This is a genomic window from Nocardia sp. CDC153, assembly GCF_035818515.1.
GTDB lineage: Bacteria > Actinomycetota > Actinomycetes > Mycobacteriales > Mycobacteriaceae > Nocardia.
Genome location: NZ_JAYKYU010000008.1, coordinates 217,730 through 232,544 on the forward strand (window position 1 = coordinate 217,730; position 14,815 = coordinate 232,544).

A 14,815-nucleotide genomic window follows, 5' to 3' on the forward strand; every position below is an offset into this window, starting at 1 on the left:
GCATAGTCCGGCGGCCCGACACCCATGGTCTCCTGAACGCCGTTCAAGTATGCTTCCGAGCTGTGACTGCCGATCCCTTGAGCTGGCTCGACACCCGCGCCGCCGAGCGTGTGGACGCCGGACTGCGCCGTGCGCTGCGCGCCCGCACCGCCGAGAGCACGAGCATCGACCTGGCCTCCAACGACTATCTCGGGCTGGTGCGCCACCCCGCGGTGATCGAGGGAGCCATTGCCGCGGTGCGCCGTTGGGGCGCGGGCGCGACGGGCTCGCGCCTGGTCACCGGAACCACCGCCGAGCACGAACAACTCGAATCCGAACTCGCCGAATTCGTCGGCGCGGAGGCCGGATTGGTCTTCGCGTCGGGCTACGCCGCGAACCTGGGCGCGGTGACCGCGCTGGCCGGGCGTGGGGCGCTGGTGGTTTCGGACGCGGGCAGCCACGCGTCGCTGGTGGATGCCTGCCGCCTGTCGCGGGCGCGGGTGGAGATCGCCCCGCATCGCGATCCGGCGGCGGTGGATCGCCTGCTGTCCGAGCGCCGCGAGGAGCGTGCACTGGTCTTGACGGATTCGGTGTTCAGCGCCGACGGCGACCTCGCGCCATTGACGGAGTTGCACAGGGTGACTCGCGCCAACGGGGCGGTGCTCATCGTGGACGAGGCGCACGGGCTGGGTGTGCGCGGCGCGGGCGGGCGCGGTCTGGTGCACGAGTGCGGGCTGGCGGGGGAGCCCGATCTGGTGATCACCGCGACGCTGTCCAAAGCCTTTGCCGCCCAGGGCGGTGCGGTGCTGGCGAGCGAGCGGGTGCGGGCTCATCTGATCGATTCGGCGCGGACGTTCATCTTCGATACCGGACTGGCTCCGGCGGCCGTGGGTGCGGCGCGTGCGGCGTTGGGTCTATTGCGCGAGGAGCCGGAGCTGGCGCAGCGGGTGTTGGACCGCGCCGCTGATCTGGCTCGCATCGCCGGTGTGGGAGAACCGGATTCGGCCGTGGTGTCGGTGGTGCTCGGCGAGGCCCAGACCGCCTATGACGCCGCGCAAGCCTGCCGCGAACGCGGACTCAGCGTCGGCTGCTTCCGGCCGCCGTCCGTGCCGGAGGGCACCTCGCGGCTGCGGCTGACCGCCCGCGCCGATCTCACCCCGGACGAACTGGCCACCATCGCAACCGTTCTCGGCGACGTGCTGGCGCAGGCGCGTGGACGGGAGGTCGTTTCGGTATGAGCCGCATGCTGTTCATCACGGGTACGTCGACCGATGTCGGCAAGACGATCGCCACTGCGGCACTGGCCGCCACCGCCGCCACGGCCGGTGCGCGGGTCGCCGTCTGCAAACCCGCGCAGACCGGCGTGGCCCCCGGCGAGCCCGGCGACCTGGCGGAAATCACTCGGCTCAGCGGTGTTTCGCGCACCCTCGAACTGGCCCGCTACCCCGAACCCCTCGCCCCCGACACCGCCGCCCGACGCTGCGGCCGGCCACTGTTGACCCTGGCCGAGACGGTCGCCGGAATCGAATCGTGCGCCGACGCGGACCTGATCCTGGTCGAGGGCGCGGGCGGGCTGCTCGTGCGAATCGGCGACTTCACCCTGCTCGATCTCGCCCAGAAACTCGGCGCGCCCGTGCTGCTGGTGGCGGCGGCCGGGCTGGGCACGCTCAATCACAGCGAACTCACCACGCGGGCGCTCGCGGCGGCCGGTGTCGAGTGCGCGGGGCTGGTCATCGGATCCTGGCCCGCGGAACCCGATCTGGCCTCGGAGTGCAACCGCGTCGATCTGCCCGCGGTCACCGGAGTCGATTTGGTCGGTTCGATTCCGGCGGGCGCGGGCTCGTGGACTGCCGACGAGTTCGGTGCGGCGGCCCCGTCGTGGTTCGACCCGGCTTGGCGCGCGCGGTATCTGGGCTCATGAATTCCTAACGGGCCGTCTGTCACCGTGGCCGCATGGATGAGTTGGCGGCGGTGGCGCATGTGTTGCGGCGCACCACCTTCGGGCCGTTTCCCGGGCGGGTGGAGGCGCTCGCCGGGCACGGCGCGAGCGGCGTGGTGGACCTCGTGCTGGCCGCACCCGCGCTGGAACCGGCGACACCGGTCTTCGACGAGTACGCCGATGCCGCGGTGGACGGTCCCGCCGGACGGTGGCTGCGGGCCATGGCGGATCCGGCGGCCGGATTGCACGAGAAGCTGGTCTGGTTCTGGCACTCGCATTTCACCTCCAGCCACGACAAGGTCGACACCTGGGAGCTGATGTGGCGGCAGCATCTGCTGCTGCGGCGCCACGCGCTCGGGAACTTCCGGGAGCTGACGCGGGCGGTCACCGTGGACGGGGCCATGCTGCAGTGGCTCGACGGCGCCGGGTCGGTGGCGGACGCGCCCAATGAGAATCACGGGCGAGAGCTCATGGAGTTGTTCACCCTCGGGCGCGGGAACTACACGCAGGCGGATGTGAAGGCCGCCGCGACCGCGCTGTCGGGCTGGTCGGTGGACGACGACGGCACGGTGTCCTTCGATCCCGAGGGCGGCAACCGGCGGCCGGTACAACTGCTCGGGCGCTCGGTGACGACCGCGCGTGACGCCGTGGACGTGCTGTGCGATCGGCCCGAGTGCGCGCGGTTCATTGCCGCCAAGCTGCATTACTTCCTGGTCGGGCAGTGGGCCCCGGAGCAGCGGGTGGACGAGCTCGCGGCGGTATTCACCCGGGCGCGCTTGGAGATTCGGCCGCTGGTGGAGGCGATCCTGCGCGACGGCTCCTTCACCGCCGCCGTGTACACCCGCCCGCGCTATCCGGTCGAATGGGTGACCGCCGCCTTCGCCGTGTGCGGAATCGACGACCCGGCAGCGGCTTTCGAGACCATGACCGGGCTCGGACAGTCGCCGTTCTACCCGCCGAATGTGGCGGGCTGGCCGCCGGGCAACCGGTGGCTGGCACCGGGCACGGCCGTGGCGCGCGCCGCGGCCGCGATCGGTGCCCCGGTGCTCGAGGAGATCGCGGGCGCGGGCGATCCGGTCGCCGCCGTCTTCGCCCGCGCCGCGATCTACGACCCCACGCCCGAAACCTCCACGGCCGCTCGCGATCTGGCGTTCGAGCTGCGTCGCGAGCCACGGCAGGCGGCGAGCGCGCTGCTCGCGCTGGCCATCACCGCGCCGGAATTCACGCTGGCATGACGAAGGGAATCTCATGATCTCGCTGAATCGCCGGACCGTGCTGCGGGCCGGACTCGGTGTCGGCGTGGTGGCCGCGGCCAGCGCGGTGGCCGGATACGAGGTGCTCGGCTCGTCATCGACCCCGCCGGTGTGGCAGCCGCCCGCGCCGGTGCGGGCCGCCGCGCTCGACAAGCGCAAGCTGCTCGTCATCGAAATGGCCGGAGGCAGTGACGGATTGTCGATGACCGTGCCGTACGCCGACTCCCGCTATCGGGAGCTGCGGCGGCGCACCGCGATCGCCGCCGACAAGGTGCACGTCGTGGACGACAAGCTCGGGCTACACCCGAATCTGCCGAAGCTCGCCGCGGCCGGTGCCACCCTCGTTCCGGGCGTGGGCACCGCCAAACCCGACCTCTCGCATTTCGAGATGCTGCATCGGTGGCAGACCGGCGATCCCGAGGGGCGACTGCGCGCCGAGACCGGATTCCTGGGGCGGTTGTGCGATCACCTCGGCGACCCGAGCGCGCCCGCGGTGGGTGTCGCACTGGGCGTCGGCTCGTCCCAGGCCCTGGCCTGCGAGCGGGTCACGACGCTGTCCGTGGATGCCGGAAACGACGGCCTGTTCCCGGTTTTCGATGATGAGAACGTGCGGGGCGCGTGGCTGGCCGCACAGCGTGCCATGGCCCATCCGGACCGCCTGGACGCGCCGCTGTTCGCGACCGCTCGGGCCGGAAGCGCTGCCGCCCTGCGCTTCTCGGACGTGGCCGCCACCCTCTCGCCCGCCGCGACCGGCTACCCGGACTCCGACCTGGGCATCCAATTGCGTTTGGCCGCACGGCTGCTCGCCGACGACAGCCACGGCCTGCGCATCGTGCACGTACCCATGGGCGCGGACTTCGACACCCACTCCAATCACACCGAACAGTACGCGGAGCTCATGACCGACCTCGACAACTCCCTCGCCGCGTTCCGGCAGGACCTCGCCGCCCGTGGCATCGCCGACCGCGTCCTGATCGCCGCCTACAGCGAGTTCGGCCGCCGCGTCCCCGACAACGACTCCGGCGGCCTCGATCACGGCGCGGCCGGAACCGCCCTGCTGCTCGGCCCCACCAATTCCGGGGTTGCCGGGGAGATGCCCTCGCTGCGCGCCCTCGACGCCGACGACAATCTGCGCGCCACCGTCGATATGACCGAGTTCTACGCGACCCTCGCCGAATCCTGGTTCGGCGTCCCGGCGAGCGACGTTCTGCCCGGCTCGCCGCGGCCACTGCCCGGGGTCGTGGCCGTATGACCGGTACGAGTGCTGTAATTGCGCAGGTGCGGGTACTCGTGTGCGAGGACGACAGGGAGCTGGGCGACGAGGTCGCCGCGGGATTGCGGGCGGCCGGATTCGCGGTCGATCTGGCCCGCGACTACGCCGACGCGGACCTGAAGATCGCGGTCAACAGCTATGACTGCCTGGTGGTCGATCGCGGGCTGCCCGACGGCGACGGGTTGGATCTGGTGCGCGCGCAGCGCGAATCCGGGCGGCGCACGCCGGTGCTCATGCTGACCGCGCGCGACGCCCTGGCCGACCGGCTCGACGGGTTCGCCCAAGGGGCCGACGACTACGTGGTCAAACCCTTCGCCATGGACGAGCTCGCCGCGCGGGTGCGGGCCCTGTGCCGCCGCCAGGAACTCCCCGAGGCCACCCGCACGGTCGTGGGCACCCTGGTGGTGGACCGCCCGCGTCGTCGGGTGCATCGCGCCGGGACGCTACTCACCTTGACGCCCAAGGAATTCGGGGTGCTCGAGCTGCTGGCCGTGCGCGCCGGAACCGTGGTCACCCGGGCCGAACTCATCGAATGCTGCTGGGACGAAATGGCCGAACCCGCCTCCAATGTGGTGGACGTGGTGGTCGCCCAGCTGCGGCGCAAGCTCGGGGAGCCGCCGCTCATCGACACCGTCCGGGGCGTCGGCTTCACCATCGCGCCATGAGGATGCCGCTGCTATTGCGGAGCGCCTGGCGCACGACCCGGACCCGGCCGACCAGTCCCGGACAGCTGCGGCGCACCCGATGGCTGCTGACCGCCCTGTTCACCGCGCTCACCGCCGTCTGCCTCATCGTGCTCGGCTCCATCGCGGCCTCCATCGACGCGCACTCGCGCGACAAGGAATTGGACGCGGGCATCGACCGGGTGGTGACCGGACTGGCCCGCGAGGTGTATTGGAACGAGGACGGCAGCCTCGATCTGGAGACCGTGCGCGGTGACGACGATCTGTCGGGCGGGTCGAACGCGGTCGCCGTCCTCGTGCGGGATGCGCAGGGCAGCTGGCAGGAACGGTTCGCGCACAAGCGATCCGAGCTGCCCGCCGATCTGGTCGCCCCGGCCCGGCAGGTCGCCGCGGACGAGGAGACACGGTGGCGGACCGGGACCGACCGCGACGGGCATCCGACCCGGCTGGCGGGCGCGCCGATCTGGGATACCGAGGGCTCGCCCGCCGCGGTCATTTTCGCCGCCGGGGATCCCGCGCCCGGGCAGCGCGACCACCGCAGCCTGGTCATGGCGCTGTGGGGCGGCGGGCTCGCGCTGGTGGTGCTGGCCGGTCTGGCCGGGCACCTGCTCTCGGGGGTGAGCATGCGGTCGGCGCTGCGCATGCTGGATCAGCAGGAGCGATTCCTGTCCGAGGCCTCGCACGAACTGCGCACGCCGCTGGCGACGCTGCGGCTGTATCTCGATGCGGCACTGCGGGATCCGGGCGATGCGCGGCGCGCGGTCACCGACGCGCGCTCGCTCACCGACCGCATGGGCCGCATGGTGGCCGGGCTGCTGGCCCGCACCCGCGCGGAAACCGGTGTGGGCGAGCTGGATCTGCAGCGGCTGCATCTGGATCAGCTGGTGGAGGGCGTCGTCGCGGAGTGCGGCGGCGAGGTCGCCTTCGTCGCGGAACCCACGGCGGTGCGGGCGGATCCGGATCTGCTGGCGCTGGCGGTGCGCAATCTCATCGACAACGCGCTCGTGCACGGCGGCACGCCCGTCCAGGTGCGGGTCGCGGCGGGACAGGTGCTCGTCCGCGATCACGGGCCCGGGGTCGATCCCGAGTTGACCGACCCCTTCCGGCGTGGCGCGGTGGGGACGCGCGGGCAGCACGGCATCGGGCTGTCGCTGGTGCGCTGGGTGGCCGACGTCCATTCCGGTTCCGTCACACTGACTTCCGCCGATGGCGGCGGCACGCTGGCCACCCTCACCCTCCCGGAGGCTCCAGCGGACTCGCCGAACAGCGAATGAATCTGTCGTGATCTTCATCACAGTCGGCGTAGGGTGGCCGCGTGCCCTCCACCCATGTCGAGAAGTTCGTCGGTGCCCCGCGTCCGAATGTCTTCCGGGCGCTCCTGGATGCGCGTTCGGTGCGCACGTGGATGGTCCCCGACGGAATGTCGAGTCACATCCACGAATTCGATCCGCGCGTCGGCGGGCGGTTCCGGATATCGCTGACCTACGACCTGCCCACCGAGGCCGGAAAGACGACCGCGCACACCGACACCTTTCACGGGGTCTTCGCGCGGGTCGTTCCGAATCGGGAGGTGGTGCAGACAGTCGAATTCGAAACGCAGGACCCGGATTTGAGCGGGGAGATGACGGTCACCTACACCCTCGACGATGTCCCGGGCGGCACCAAGGTCACGGCGCGGCACGACAATCTGCCGCCGGGGCTGTCCGCGGCCGATAACGAGGTCGGTTTCCGCATGTCCTTGGCCAAGCTGGCCCAGCTGACCGAGCACGCGGCCCGGCACTGAGTTCACCTCCCGACAGGTGAACAGCGCGATACCAGGAGCTGACCGGCGGCGCAAGCCTGGATGAAACGCCGGAAATTCGTACAGTGGATTGGTATGGCGTTGCCGGGTTTTCCCCATCCGTCCGGTGTCGCCGATTACGACGATCGGCGGCGTCGGGAACGGCTGCGCGCGACCCGGCTCGGCGCGGGCTGGGTGCGGCTGCGGCGGACGCGGCTGATGATTCTGCGGCTGAGCCTGATTCCACTGGTGGCGCTGGGTGCCTTCGCCGAATACATGGGCGTCGACGTGCTGCCCGAGCAGGCGCGGCTGGCGCGCACCGAACCGGCCGTGCTGCCCATCGCGGGACCCTCGGACGCGAAGGTCAGCGACACCGCCGTATTCGACCTGGTCGGTCTCGGCGTGCTCGACGCCGGTGACACCGCCCGCGCGCTGCCGTCGCTGGCCACGCTGGGGTCGGTGTGGGCCGTGCGCTACGACCAGACCGGTATCGACACCAAGGTCATCTCGGATCTGATCGTGAAGGTCACCGAGGCCGCCAAGGTGCCGAACGTGGTGCTGGTGGGCCACAGCATGGGCGGGGTGATCGCGCTGGAGATCGCCAAACACCTGCACGTCGGCAGCGCCGAGAAGGTGAAGGCGGTGATTCTCGACTGCACGCCGGTCGACCTGGACGCCGTGCGGCCCGAAAGCCGGGACCAGGGTGAGGAAATGCTGCGCTGGATGGGCTGGTTCCCCGGGGCGCGCGAGAGCCGACTGCTGCGGCTCATCGTGGAAACCTATGCGCGCCATCAGGATTTCGTCGGCGGACGCTATGTGATTCGCGGCGACGAATTCCGGCAGGCGGTGCGAAACGTGCTGCGCGACAAGATCCTGAACACCAATGCCGCCAGCAATGGCCTGATCGAGGCGCAGTTCAAGGCCATTGTGGCCGGTGGCGCGGTCGACGATCTGCGGGCGCTGTCCAAACCCGCGGCGGGTAAACCGCGTCCGGCCATCGCGTTCATTCGCCCGCACAATCCGTACGACGATCCGATCGTGAATGTCGAGTACTCGCACCAGGTGCTCATCGATCAGGTGGGCGGGGTGAACGGGACGCTGCTGGTGGTGACCACACACACCACCGGGCACGCCAACCCGATCGAGCGGCCACAGGAGTACAACGCGGTCATCGCCAACCAGATCGTGCCGTTCGTGCGGCAGATCCAGCTCGACGAGATCGGCACCGTGTCGATCGGGCGCTGAGCATCGGAGCCTCAGCGCACGGCGTCGTCGGTGGCGGGGTGAATTCCCGAGGGCGGCACCAGATTCCAGCGCTCCAGCTGGGCGCGGACCTGCTCGGCGGCATCGATGTTCAGCGGGCCGCTGGTCCACAGGGCGTACGGCAGGTTCAGGAATCGGCCCGCGGTGACGGCGCGCAGATCGCGAATGCCGGGCTTGGCGCGCAGCAGGTCGATCTTCTGCCCGAAGGTCTGGGGCGGGTAGTCGACGAAGACGATGGCGTCCGGGTCGGCGGCGGCTATGCGCTCCCAGGACACGGCGGTCCAGGTGTCGGCGACATCGGCGAGGGCATTGCGGGCCCCGGCCGCCTCCAGAATCGCTTGGGGAGCGCCGAATTCGCCGCTGGACATGACGGTGTCGGAGGCGCTGTCGAAGACGAAGACGGTGGGGGGCTTTGCGGGCCGAGGGGCGGATTGCAGGGCGGCGAGGCGGCGGTCGAGATCGCTCGTCACCTCCGTGGCCCGGTCCTTGCGGCCGGTGATCGCGCCCAGCGCGGTGAGATCCGTGCGCAGGGCCGTCCACGGGTCCACCACGCCGCGTTCACCATTGGGGCGGCGGCAGCTCTCGGTCAGGATGTAGGGGGCGACCCCGGCGGTTCGCAGGGAATCGGGGGTCAGGTTCGTGGATTCCGAGTAGCCGTAGTTCCAGCCCGCCACTATCACATCCGGTCGCTGAGCGAGCACCGTCTCGCGTGAAGGGTAATCCGGCGCAACGGAATTCAGCTTGTCGACGGCGTCCCCGTAGTGCTTGCGCAGCGTGTCCGCGTCCCGCTTCAGGCTCGACACCGCCACGGTCTGGTCCTGCGCTCCCAGCGCCAACACCATGGAGATCAGGTTCCCGTCATTGACGAACATCCGTTGCGCGGGCGACGGAAAGCGCTGCTCCACACCGCAATTGCGCACGGTGAGGTTGCCCGACGTCGCCTGTGACGACCCGCATCCCGCCAGCACCGCCGCCGCGGCGATCAGCGCGAGCGCCGGGCGCACCCGGAAATCCGAAACCTTGGTCAAGACTGCGCCTTTCGTCATGCGGCACCGAACCGGTAGCTGCGGCGGCCCAAGAGGAGGAGAAACGCGGGGGCCCCGATCAGCCCGGTGAGGACACCCACCGGGATTTCGGTGGGGCGAACCAGAATTCGGGTGGCGGCGTCGGCGACCACCAGGAACAGCGCTCCGCACAGGGCGCTGGCCGGGAGCAGCACCCGATGGCGCGGACCCACCAGCAGGCGGGCGGCGTGGGGGATCACCAGGCCGACGAAGCCGATCCCGCCCGACACCGCGACCAGGACCCCGACCAGCACCGCCAGCAGCACGAACAGCGCGATCCGCAGCTCCCGCACGGAAACTCCGATCGAGGTGGCCGTGTCCGCGCCCAGGTTCAGCGCGTCGAGCGAATTCGCCGCCAGCAACAGCGCGACCAGCGCAGCGGCGACCACGCACGCGGGCAGCAGAATTCGAGTCCAGTCCGCGCCCGCGAGACTGCCCAGCAGCCAGAACAACACCGACTGCGCCGCCGACGGATCACTGCTGCGGAAGATCAGAAAGCTGCTGAAGGCGGAGAACGCGGAAGCCAGCACGGTACCGGTGAGCACCAAACGCAGTGGGTCGAGCCCACCTTGGGCCATGGCGATCAGAAAGACCGCCGCGGCCGCCGCCAGCGCACCGACCAACGCGCCCGCCGAAAGCGCCCACAATCCCGCACCCGCGAACACCCCAGAGGTAATGACGGCCGCCGCCCCGACACCCGCCCCTGAAGAGACACCCAGCAGATAGGGGTCGGCGAGCGGATTGCGCACCAGCGTCTGCATGGCCACCCCCGCCACCGCCAACCCAGCCCCGACGACGGCCGCGAGAATCGTTCGCGGCACCCGCAATTGCCACACGATCGTGTCCAGCCCGAGGTCGGCGGCCTCCCGGCCACCCAACCGGCTCCGGAGCACGCCGACCACCTCGCCCAGCGGAATGTTCTCCGCCCCGAATCCGGTCGCCACCACCATCGCGACAACCAGCAGTATCCCCATGACGGGCAGGGCTATCGATGTGCGGGCGCGCCTCATCGACGAAGCTCCTCGGGCAAATCGCGGCCTCTCGAGAGTTCTGCGCGGCGGGGGAGGTCTGACTCGCACCGGAAGCCCGGTACTCACAGTGGCGCGACCGTTCCGGATTCCCACCGGATTCCCGCACCCACCGACGATTACGGACGGACTCTACCGTCCGGAACCAATTCTCAGCGAATGCGGCTGCCGAGCAGGTGGCGGACGCCGCTGACGAAGAGTTGCAGGCCGAAGTCGAAGCGGGCGGTGGCGTCGGTGGTGTCGTAGAGGGGTGAATGTTCCTCGGCGAGAGCGCCTACCGAGTCCATTTGGATGCGCGACTGCTCGTCGACGGTCTGGCCGAGGACGTAGTAGAGCAGGGTGTAGGCGGCGAGGTCGGCTTCCTCGCGCGTCATGCCCGCGCGAATTGCCGCGCTGGCCAGGCGTTCCCGGCCCTTGCTGGTGGTGAGTCGGGAAGCGTAGGTGGCCGAGACCAATTCGGCTCCGTCGCGGTAGGCGAGCAGGCATTCGCGCAGCCGGTGCGCCAATTCGGTGATCTGCTTGGACCATTCGTCCGCGGCGACCGGCTCGTCCATGGGCGCGAGAATGCGGTCGGCGACCGCGCCGAGCAGGGCCTGCTTATTGGGGAAGTGCCAGTACAGCGCGCCCGGCTGAACATGCAGCGAGGTGGCCAGGCGGCGCATGGTGAGATCCGCCAATCCGTACTGGTCGAGAATGGCGATCGCGCCGTCGACCACGTCCGTGCGATGGAGTTGCACTGAAAAACCCGACCCTCTCGTGTTCCGGCTCACGTTCCGGACTGCTAGCCTACCCTGAACACCGTTCAAGTTGCTCGGCCACACCGGCCGGACGAAGGGATTCGCGCGGATATGACTCAGGCAGCCGTCACCACCGAAGCCGGTAGCACTGCAGGCGATGACATTCTCGCCATCGCTCGCGAGCAGGTGCTCGAGCGCGGCGTCGGCCTGGATCGGGAGCAGACCCTCGAGGTGCTGCGGCTCGGCGACGACCGGCTCGAGGAGCTGCTCGGCCTGGCGCACGAGGTCCGCATGAAGTGGTGCGGCCCGGAGGTCGAGGTCGAGGGCATCATCTCGCTCAAGACCGGCGGCTGCCCCGAGGACTGCCACTTCTGTTCGCAGTCCGGCCTTTTCCAGTCGCCCGTGCGCGCCGCCTGGCTCGACATCCCGTCGCTGGTCGAGGCCGCCAAGCAGACCGCCAAGACCGGCGCGACCGAATTCTGCATCGTGGCCGCCGTGCGCGGACCCGACGAGCGGCTCATGGCGCAGGTCGCCGCGGGCGTGGAGGCCATTCGCAACGAGGTCGACATCCAGGTCGCCTGCTCGCTCGGCATGCTCAACCAGGAACAGGTCGACCAGCTGGCCGCCATGGGCGTGCACCGCTACAACCACAATCTCGAGACCGCGCGCTCGTACTTCCCGAACGTGGTCACCACCCACACCTACGACGAGCGCTGGGAGACCCTGCGCATGGTCCGCGAGGCGGGCATGGAGGTCTGTTGCGGCGGCATCCTCGGCATGGGCGAAACCCTGGAGCAGCGCGCCGAATTCGCCGCCGACCTGGCGCTGCTCGAGCCCGACGAGGTGCCGCTGAACTTCCTCAACCCGCGCCCGGGCACCCCGTTCGGCGACCTCGAGGTGCTCCCGGCCGCCGACGCCCTGCGCGCCGTCGCCGCCTTCCGCCTCGCCCTGCCGCGCACCATCCTGCGTTTCGCGGGCGGGCGTGAGATCACCCTCGGCGACCTGGGCGCCAAGCAGGGCATTCTCGGCGGCATCAATGCCGTCATCGTCGGCAACTACCTGACCACCCTGGGTCGCCCCGCCGAAGCGGACCTGGATCTGCTGGGCGAGCTCAAGATGCCGATCAAGGCGCTCAACGAAACCCTCTGAAAAACTGGGGGTCCGGGGCCGCGGCGGCGGACCCGCGCTTACTGTAGGGATATGGGGGTCGCGAACCCCCGCTGTCCCCCAAACGGTCGAGTTTCGGACACGAAGGATCTTTCGAGGTGGTCGTGGAGATCGAGGAGCGCTACAACCCGTTCACGGGCAAGCGGATCGTGCCGGGTGTGGAAGATCCCGTACCGGCCGCGGCCGCACTGGGTTTGGAGCCGCCGCGCTTCTGTGAGCAGTGCGGTCGCCGAATGATCGTGCAGGTCAGCCCCGACGGCTGGTGGGCCAAGTGCTCCCGGCACGGCGTGCTGGAGTCCTCGAGCCTGGAACGCCGCTAGTGGCAACCACACTCACCGCCGAGCCGGGCGGACTACGCGTCGATGTGGTGATGCGGGAAGTGCGCGCGGCGGCGGTGGTGTTCGCCGCGCTGGCCGCGGTGAGCGCGCTGGCCGGGGTGGTCTGGGCCTACCTCGCGCCCGCCGAGCAGCTGCTGGTGGTCGAGCCGGACCGGGGGACCGCGCTCACCGGTGAGAGCATGCACCGCTTCGACGCACTCGCGATCTTCGTGCTCATCGGGATCGTGCTGGGGGTCGTGGGCACGGCCGCGGTGTGGCGGTGGCGTCGGGTGCGCGGGCCGATCCTGCTGTGCGGGATCCTGCTCGGTTCGCTGGCCGGGGCCTTCCTCACCAAGGTGGTGGGCGAGGCCGTCGCCGAACAGCTGCACACCCGGCCCAAGCATCCGGCCGTGCACACCATCGTGGAATTCGCTCCCTCCGTGGAAGGTTGGGCCGCGCTCATCGCCCAGCCCCTCGCGGCCGCGGTGGTCGTTCTCCTGCTGACCGCGCTGAGCACCTCCGACGATCTCGGCACCGGCGAGTACCTGCCCTTCGGCGGTCAGCGGCCCGAGCCGACGATCATCGCACCGCCGCAATACGGTTCGGCGATCAGCTACGGCCCCTACCCCGGCTCGCCCGCCGGGAACCAGTTCACCCCGCGCGATCCGGTGGTCCCCTTCGAAGCCCCCGGCGCGGTCCCCGAATCCGACACCGCGCGCTGACGGCAATATTCGCTGGAGCTCCGGCGTTGTAACCCCTACCGTGTTCGAGTTCACCGAACCGATTCACCCTGGGGGACCCATGAAACCCGCACCCGCCGATCGCGGCGCGCCCGCTCCGGCGGAACGCCCGGACCTGACCGCCTGGCGGCAACGCCACGAACTGCGCAGATCCAATGCCGCCCAACCCATTCCGAACGGCCGCCGCTACAAGCGCACCGTCAAGCACCGCAATCGCGACAGCTAGCGAACCGCGTGACCCGTTGTCGCGCAGGGCACGTCGGGGATCCGCGCGTCGAAGTCGGTGATCCAGGCGGGCGGGCCCTGGCAGAGGAAGGCGTCGAAGTCGGCGGTTTTCGCCACGAAATGACCGAGCCAGGCGACGGTGTACGCGGGCTGCAGTTTGGGCCCCGCATCGAGCCCGAGAGCGGCATGCAGCGCCGCGCCACCCCGTAGGACCAGCCGACGAGTTCGACCCGCTGCGTATCGATCATGTCGCGAAAATCCTTGGAGCCGACGAGATATCCCAGCCCCTTGCCCAACTGGCCGTATCGAACCCGGTGTCCATGCGCGGCGTTCCAGCGAACCAGGGTTGTTACCGGTGGGTAACTTGAGGCATATTATGATGCGGCGAGCGACGAACGACATTGCGTCCCTTGGTAACTGAAAGGTCACCGCATGAGCACCCTGCAGTTGACGCTGGGCATCATCTCCATCCTGATAGGTGTTCCCGCGTGGGCAGGGTTTGTCCTGGCGATCCGCAGAATGGTGCGCACCATTCGGCTGGGGCAGCCCGCACCCGATCGTTTCGGGCCGTTCCTGCCGCGATTCGCCACCATGGTCAAGGAATTCGCGGCACACACCCGCATGGTGAAGTTCCGGACCGTGGGCTGGGCGCACTGGCTGGTCATGGTCGGGTTCCTGATCGGATTCGTCACCGTCTTCCAGGCGCAGGGGCAGATCTTCAGCCCCACCTTCACCTGGCCGTGGGTCGGCGACACCCTCGCCTACCACCTGCTCGACGAGCTGCTGGGGCTGGGCACCATCGTGGGCGCGGTGGTGCTGATCGTCATTCGGCAGCGCAACCACCCGCGCCGGCCCGCGCGGCTGTCGCGCTTCTCCGGCTCCAACTTCCTGGCCGCCTACTTCGTCGAGGCGGTCGTGCTCGTCGAGGGCATCAGCATGGTCGGGGTGAAGGCGTTGGTGGAGGCCTACACCGGTGAGCACCACGCGGTCAGCGACTTCGCCAGCATGCAGATCGCCAAGGTGCTGCCCGCCAGTGCGGCGGCGGTTTCGGTGTTCGCGTTCTTCAAGCTCATGGCGGCGCTGGTGTGGGTCGTCGTGGTCAGCCGCAATATCGACTGGGGTGTGGCCTGGCACCGGTTCGCGGCGTTCTTCAATATCTACTTCAAGCGCGAGGCCGACGGCGATGTCGCGCTGGGCGCGCTGAAGCCGATGTTGTCCAAGGGCAAGCCGATCGATATGGAGACCGCCGACCCGGACAACGACACCTTCGGTGTGGGCAAGTTCGAGGACTTCTCCTGGAAGGACATCCTCGACGTCACCACCTGTACCGAGTGTGGCCGCTGCCAGTCGCAGTGCCCGGCGTGGAA

15 protein-coding genes, 1 pseudogene and 1 riboswitch are annotated in these 14,815 nt (G+C 69.6%); of the genes and pseudogenes, 13 read left to right on the top strand and 3 right to left on the bottom strand.

Translation table 11 applies throughout. The annotated features are described in order from the left end of the window. Nucleotides 1-62: 62 nt before the first annotated feature. From VMT65_RS36160 to VMT65_RS36195, 8 genes are all read left to right on the top strand, one after another. Nucleotides 63-1,217: an 8-amino-7-oxononanoate synthase gene (locus VMT65_RS36160; protein ID WP_326313184.1), complete on the top strand. Its 1,155-nt coding sequence runs from the start codon at nt 63-65 to the stop codon at nt 1,215-1,217. After that, nucleotides 1,214-1,900: a dethiobiotin synthase gene (gene bioD, locus VMT65_RS36165; RefSeq protein WP_326313185.1), complete on the top strand. Its 687-nt coding sequence runs from the start codon at nt 1,214-1,216 to the stop codon at nt 1,898-1,900. Before VMT65_RS36160 ends, bioD begins: the two co-directional genes overlap by 4 nt. A gap of 32 nt (nt 1,901-1,932) precedes the next feature. Next, entirely contained in the window at nt 1,933-3,153 is a 1,221-nt protein-coding gene (locus VMT65_RS36170; RefSeq protein ID WP_326313186.1) for a DUF1800 domain-containing protein, read from the top strand. 13 nt (nt 3,154-3,166) lie between these two features. Further along, nucleotides 3,167-4,423: a DUF1501 domain-containing protein gene (locus VMT65_RS36175; protein ID WP_326313187.1), complete on the top strand. Its 1,257-nt coding sequence runs from the start codon at nt 3,167-3,169 to the stop codon at nt 4,421-4,423. Between the two features lie 26 nt (nt 4,424-4,449). Next, the gene (locus VMT65_RS36180; protein WP_326313188.1) at nt 4,450-5,109 is read left to right on the top strand and encodes a response regulator transcription factor; all 660 of its coding nucleotides are present in this window, start codon (nt 4,450-4,452) and stop codon (nt 5,107-5,109) included. Beyond that, entirely contained in the window at nt 5,106-6,401 is a 1,296-nt protein-coding gene (locus tag VMT65_RS36185; RefSeq protein ID WP_326313189.1) for a sensor histidine kinase, read from the top strand. Before VMT65_RS36180 ends, VMT65_RS36185 begins: the two co-directional genes overlap by 4 nt. Before the next feature lie 41 nt (nt 6,402-6,442). After that, nucleotides 6,443-6,910 carry an SRPBCC family protein gene (locus tag VMT65_RS36190; RefSeq protein WP_326313190.1) on the top strand — a complete coding sequence of 156 codons (468 nt, stop codon included), beginning with the start codon at nt 6,443-6,445 and terminating at the stop codon, nt 6,908-6,910. 93 nt (nt 6,911-7,003) lie between these two features. Next, nucleotides 7,004-8,152: a lipase family alpha/beta hydrolase gene (locus tag VMT65_RS36195; protein WP_326313191.1), complete on the top strand. Its 1,149-nt coding sequence runs from the start codon at nt 7,004-7,006 to the stop codon at nt 8,150-8,152. A gap of 11 nt (nt 8,153-8,163) precedes the next feature. Here the strand turns inward: VMT65_RS36195 and VMT65_RS36200 are convergent, their stop codons facing one another. The 3 genes from VMT65_RS36200 to VMT65_RS36210 all read right to left on the bottom strand — a co-directional run bounded on the left by VMT65_RS36200 (nt 8,164) and on the right by VMT65_RS36210 (nt 10,999). Beyond that, nucleotides 8,164-9,198, bottom strand: coding sequence for an ABC transporter substrate-binding protein (locus tag VMT65_RS36200; RefSeq protein WP_442790383.1), 1,035 nt, complete (start codon nt 9,196-9,198; stop codon nt 8,164-8,166). Between the two features lie 14 nt (nt 9,199-9,212). Beyond that, a complete protein-coding gene (locus VMT65_RS36205) occupies nt 9,213-10,244 on the bottom strand; it encodes a FecCD family ABC transporter permease (RefSeq protein ID WP_326313193.1) in 1,032 nt (343 codons plus the stop codon). A gap of 33 nt (nt 10,245-10,277) precedes the next feature. Continuing rightward, nucleotides 10,278-10,413: riboswitch (cobalamin riboswitch) on the bottom strand. 1 nt (nt 10,414) lies between these two features. Beyond that, the gene (locus tag VMT65_RS36210) at nt 10,415-10,999 is read right to left on the bottom strand and encodes a TetR/AcrR family transcriptional regulator C-terminal domain-containing protein (RefSeq protein ID WP_326313194.1); all 585 of its coding nucleotides are present in this window, start codon (nt 10,997-10,999) and stop codon (nt 10,415-10,417) included. Between the two features lie 111 nt (nt 11,000-11,110). Here VMT65_RS36210 and bioB point away from each other — a divergent pair, with 111 nt between their 5' ends. The 5 genes and pseudogenes from bioB to VMT65_RS36235 all read left to right on the top strand — a co-directional run. Further along, entirely contained in the window at nt 11,111-12,148 is a 1,038-nt protein-coding gene (bioB, locus tag VMT65_RS36215) for a biotin synthase BioB (RefSeq protein ID WP_326313195.1), read from the top strand. 122 nt (nt 12,149-12,270) lie between these two features. Next, entirely contained in the window at nt 12,271-12,486 is a 216-nt protein-coding gene (gene bsaP, locus VMT65_RS36220; protein WP_326313218.1) for a biotin synthase auxiliary protein BsaP, read from the top strand. Continuing rightward, the gene (locus tag VMT65_RS36225) at nt 12,486-13,205 is read left to right on the top strand and encodes a DUF2567 domain-containing protein (protein WP_326313196.1); all 720 of its coding nucleotides are present in this window, start codon (nt 12,486-12,488) and stop codon (nt 13,203-13,205) included. The genes bsaP and VMT65_RS36225 overlap by 1 nt, the downstream gene beginning before the upstream one ends. A 79-nt stretch (nt 13,206-13,284) precedes the next feature. Continuing rightward, entirely contained in the window at nt 13,285-13,449 is a 165-nt protein-coding gene (locus VMT65_RS36230) for a hypothetical protein (RefSeq protein ID WP_326313197.1), read from the top strand. 431 nt (nt 13,450-13,880) lie between these two features. Next, a pseudogene (locus VMT65_RS36235) lies at nt 13,881-14,815 on the top strand (Fe-S oxidoreductase); the annotation flags it as partial.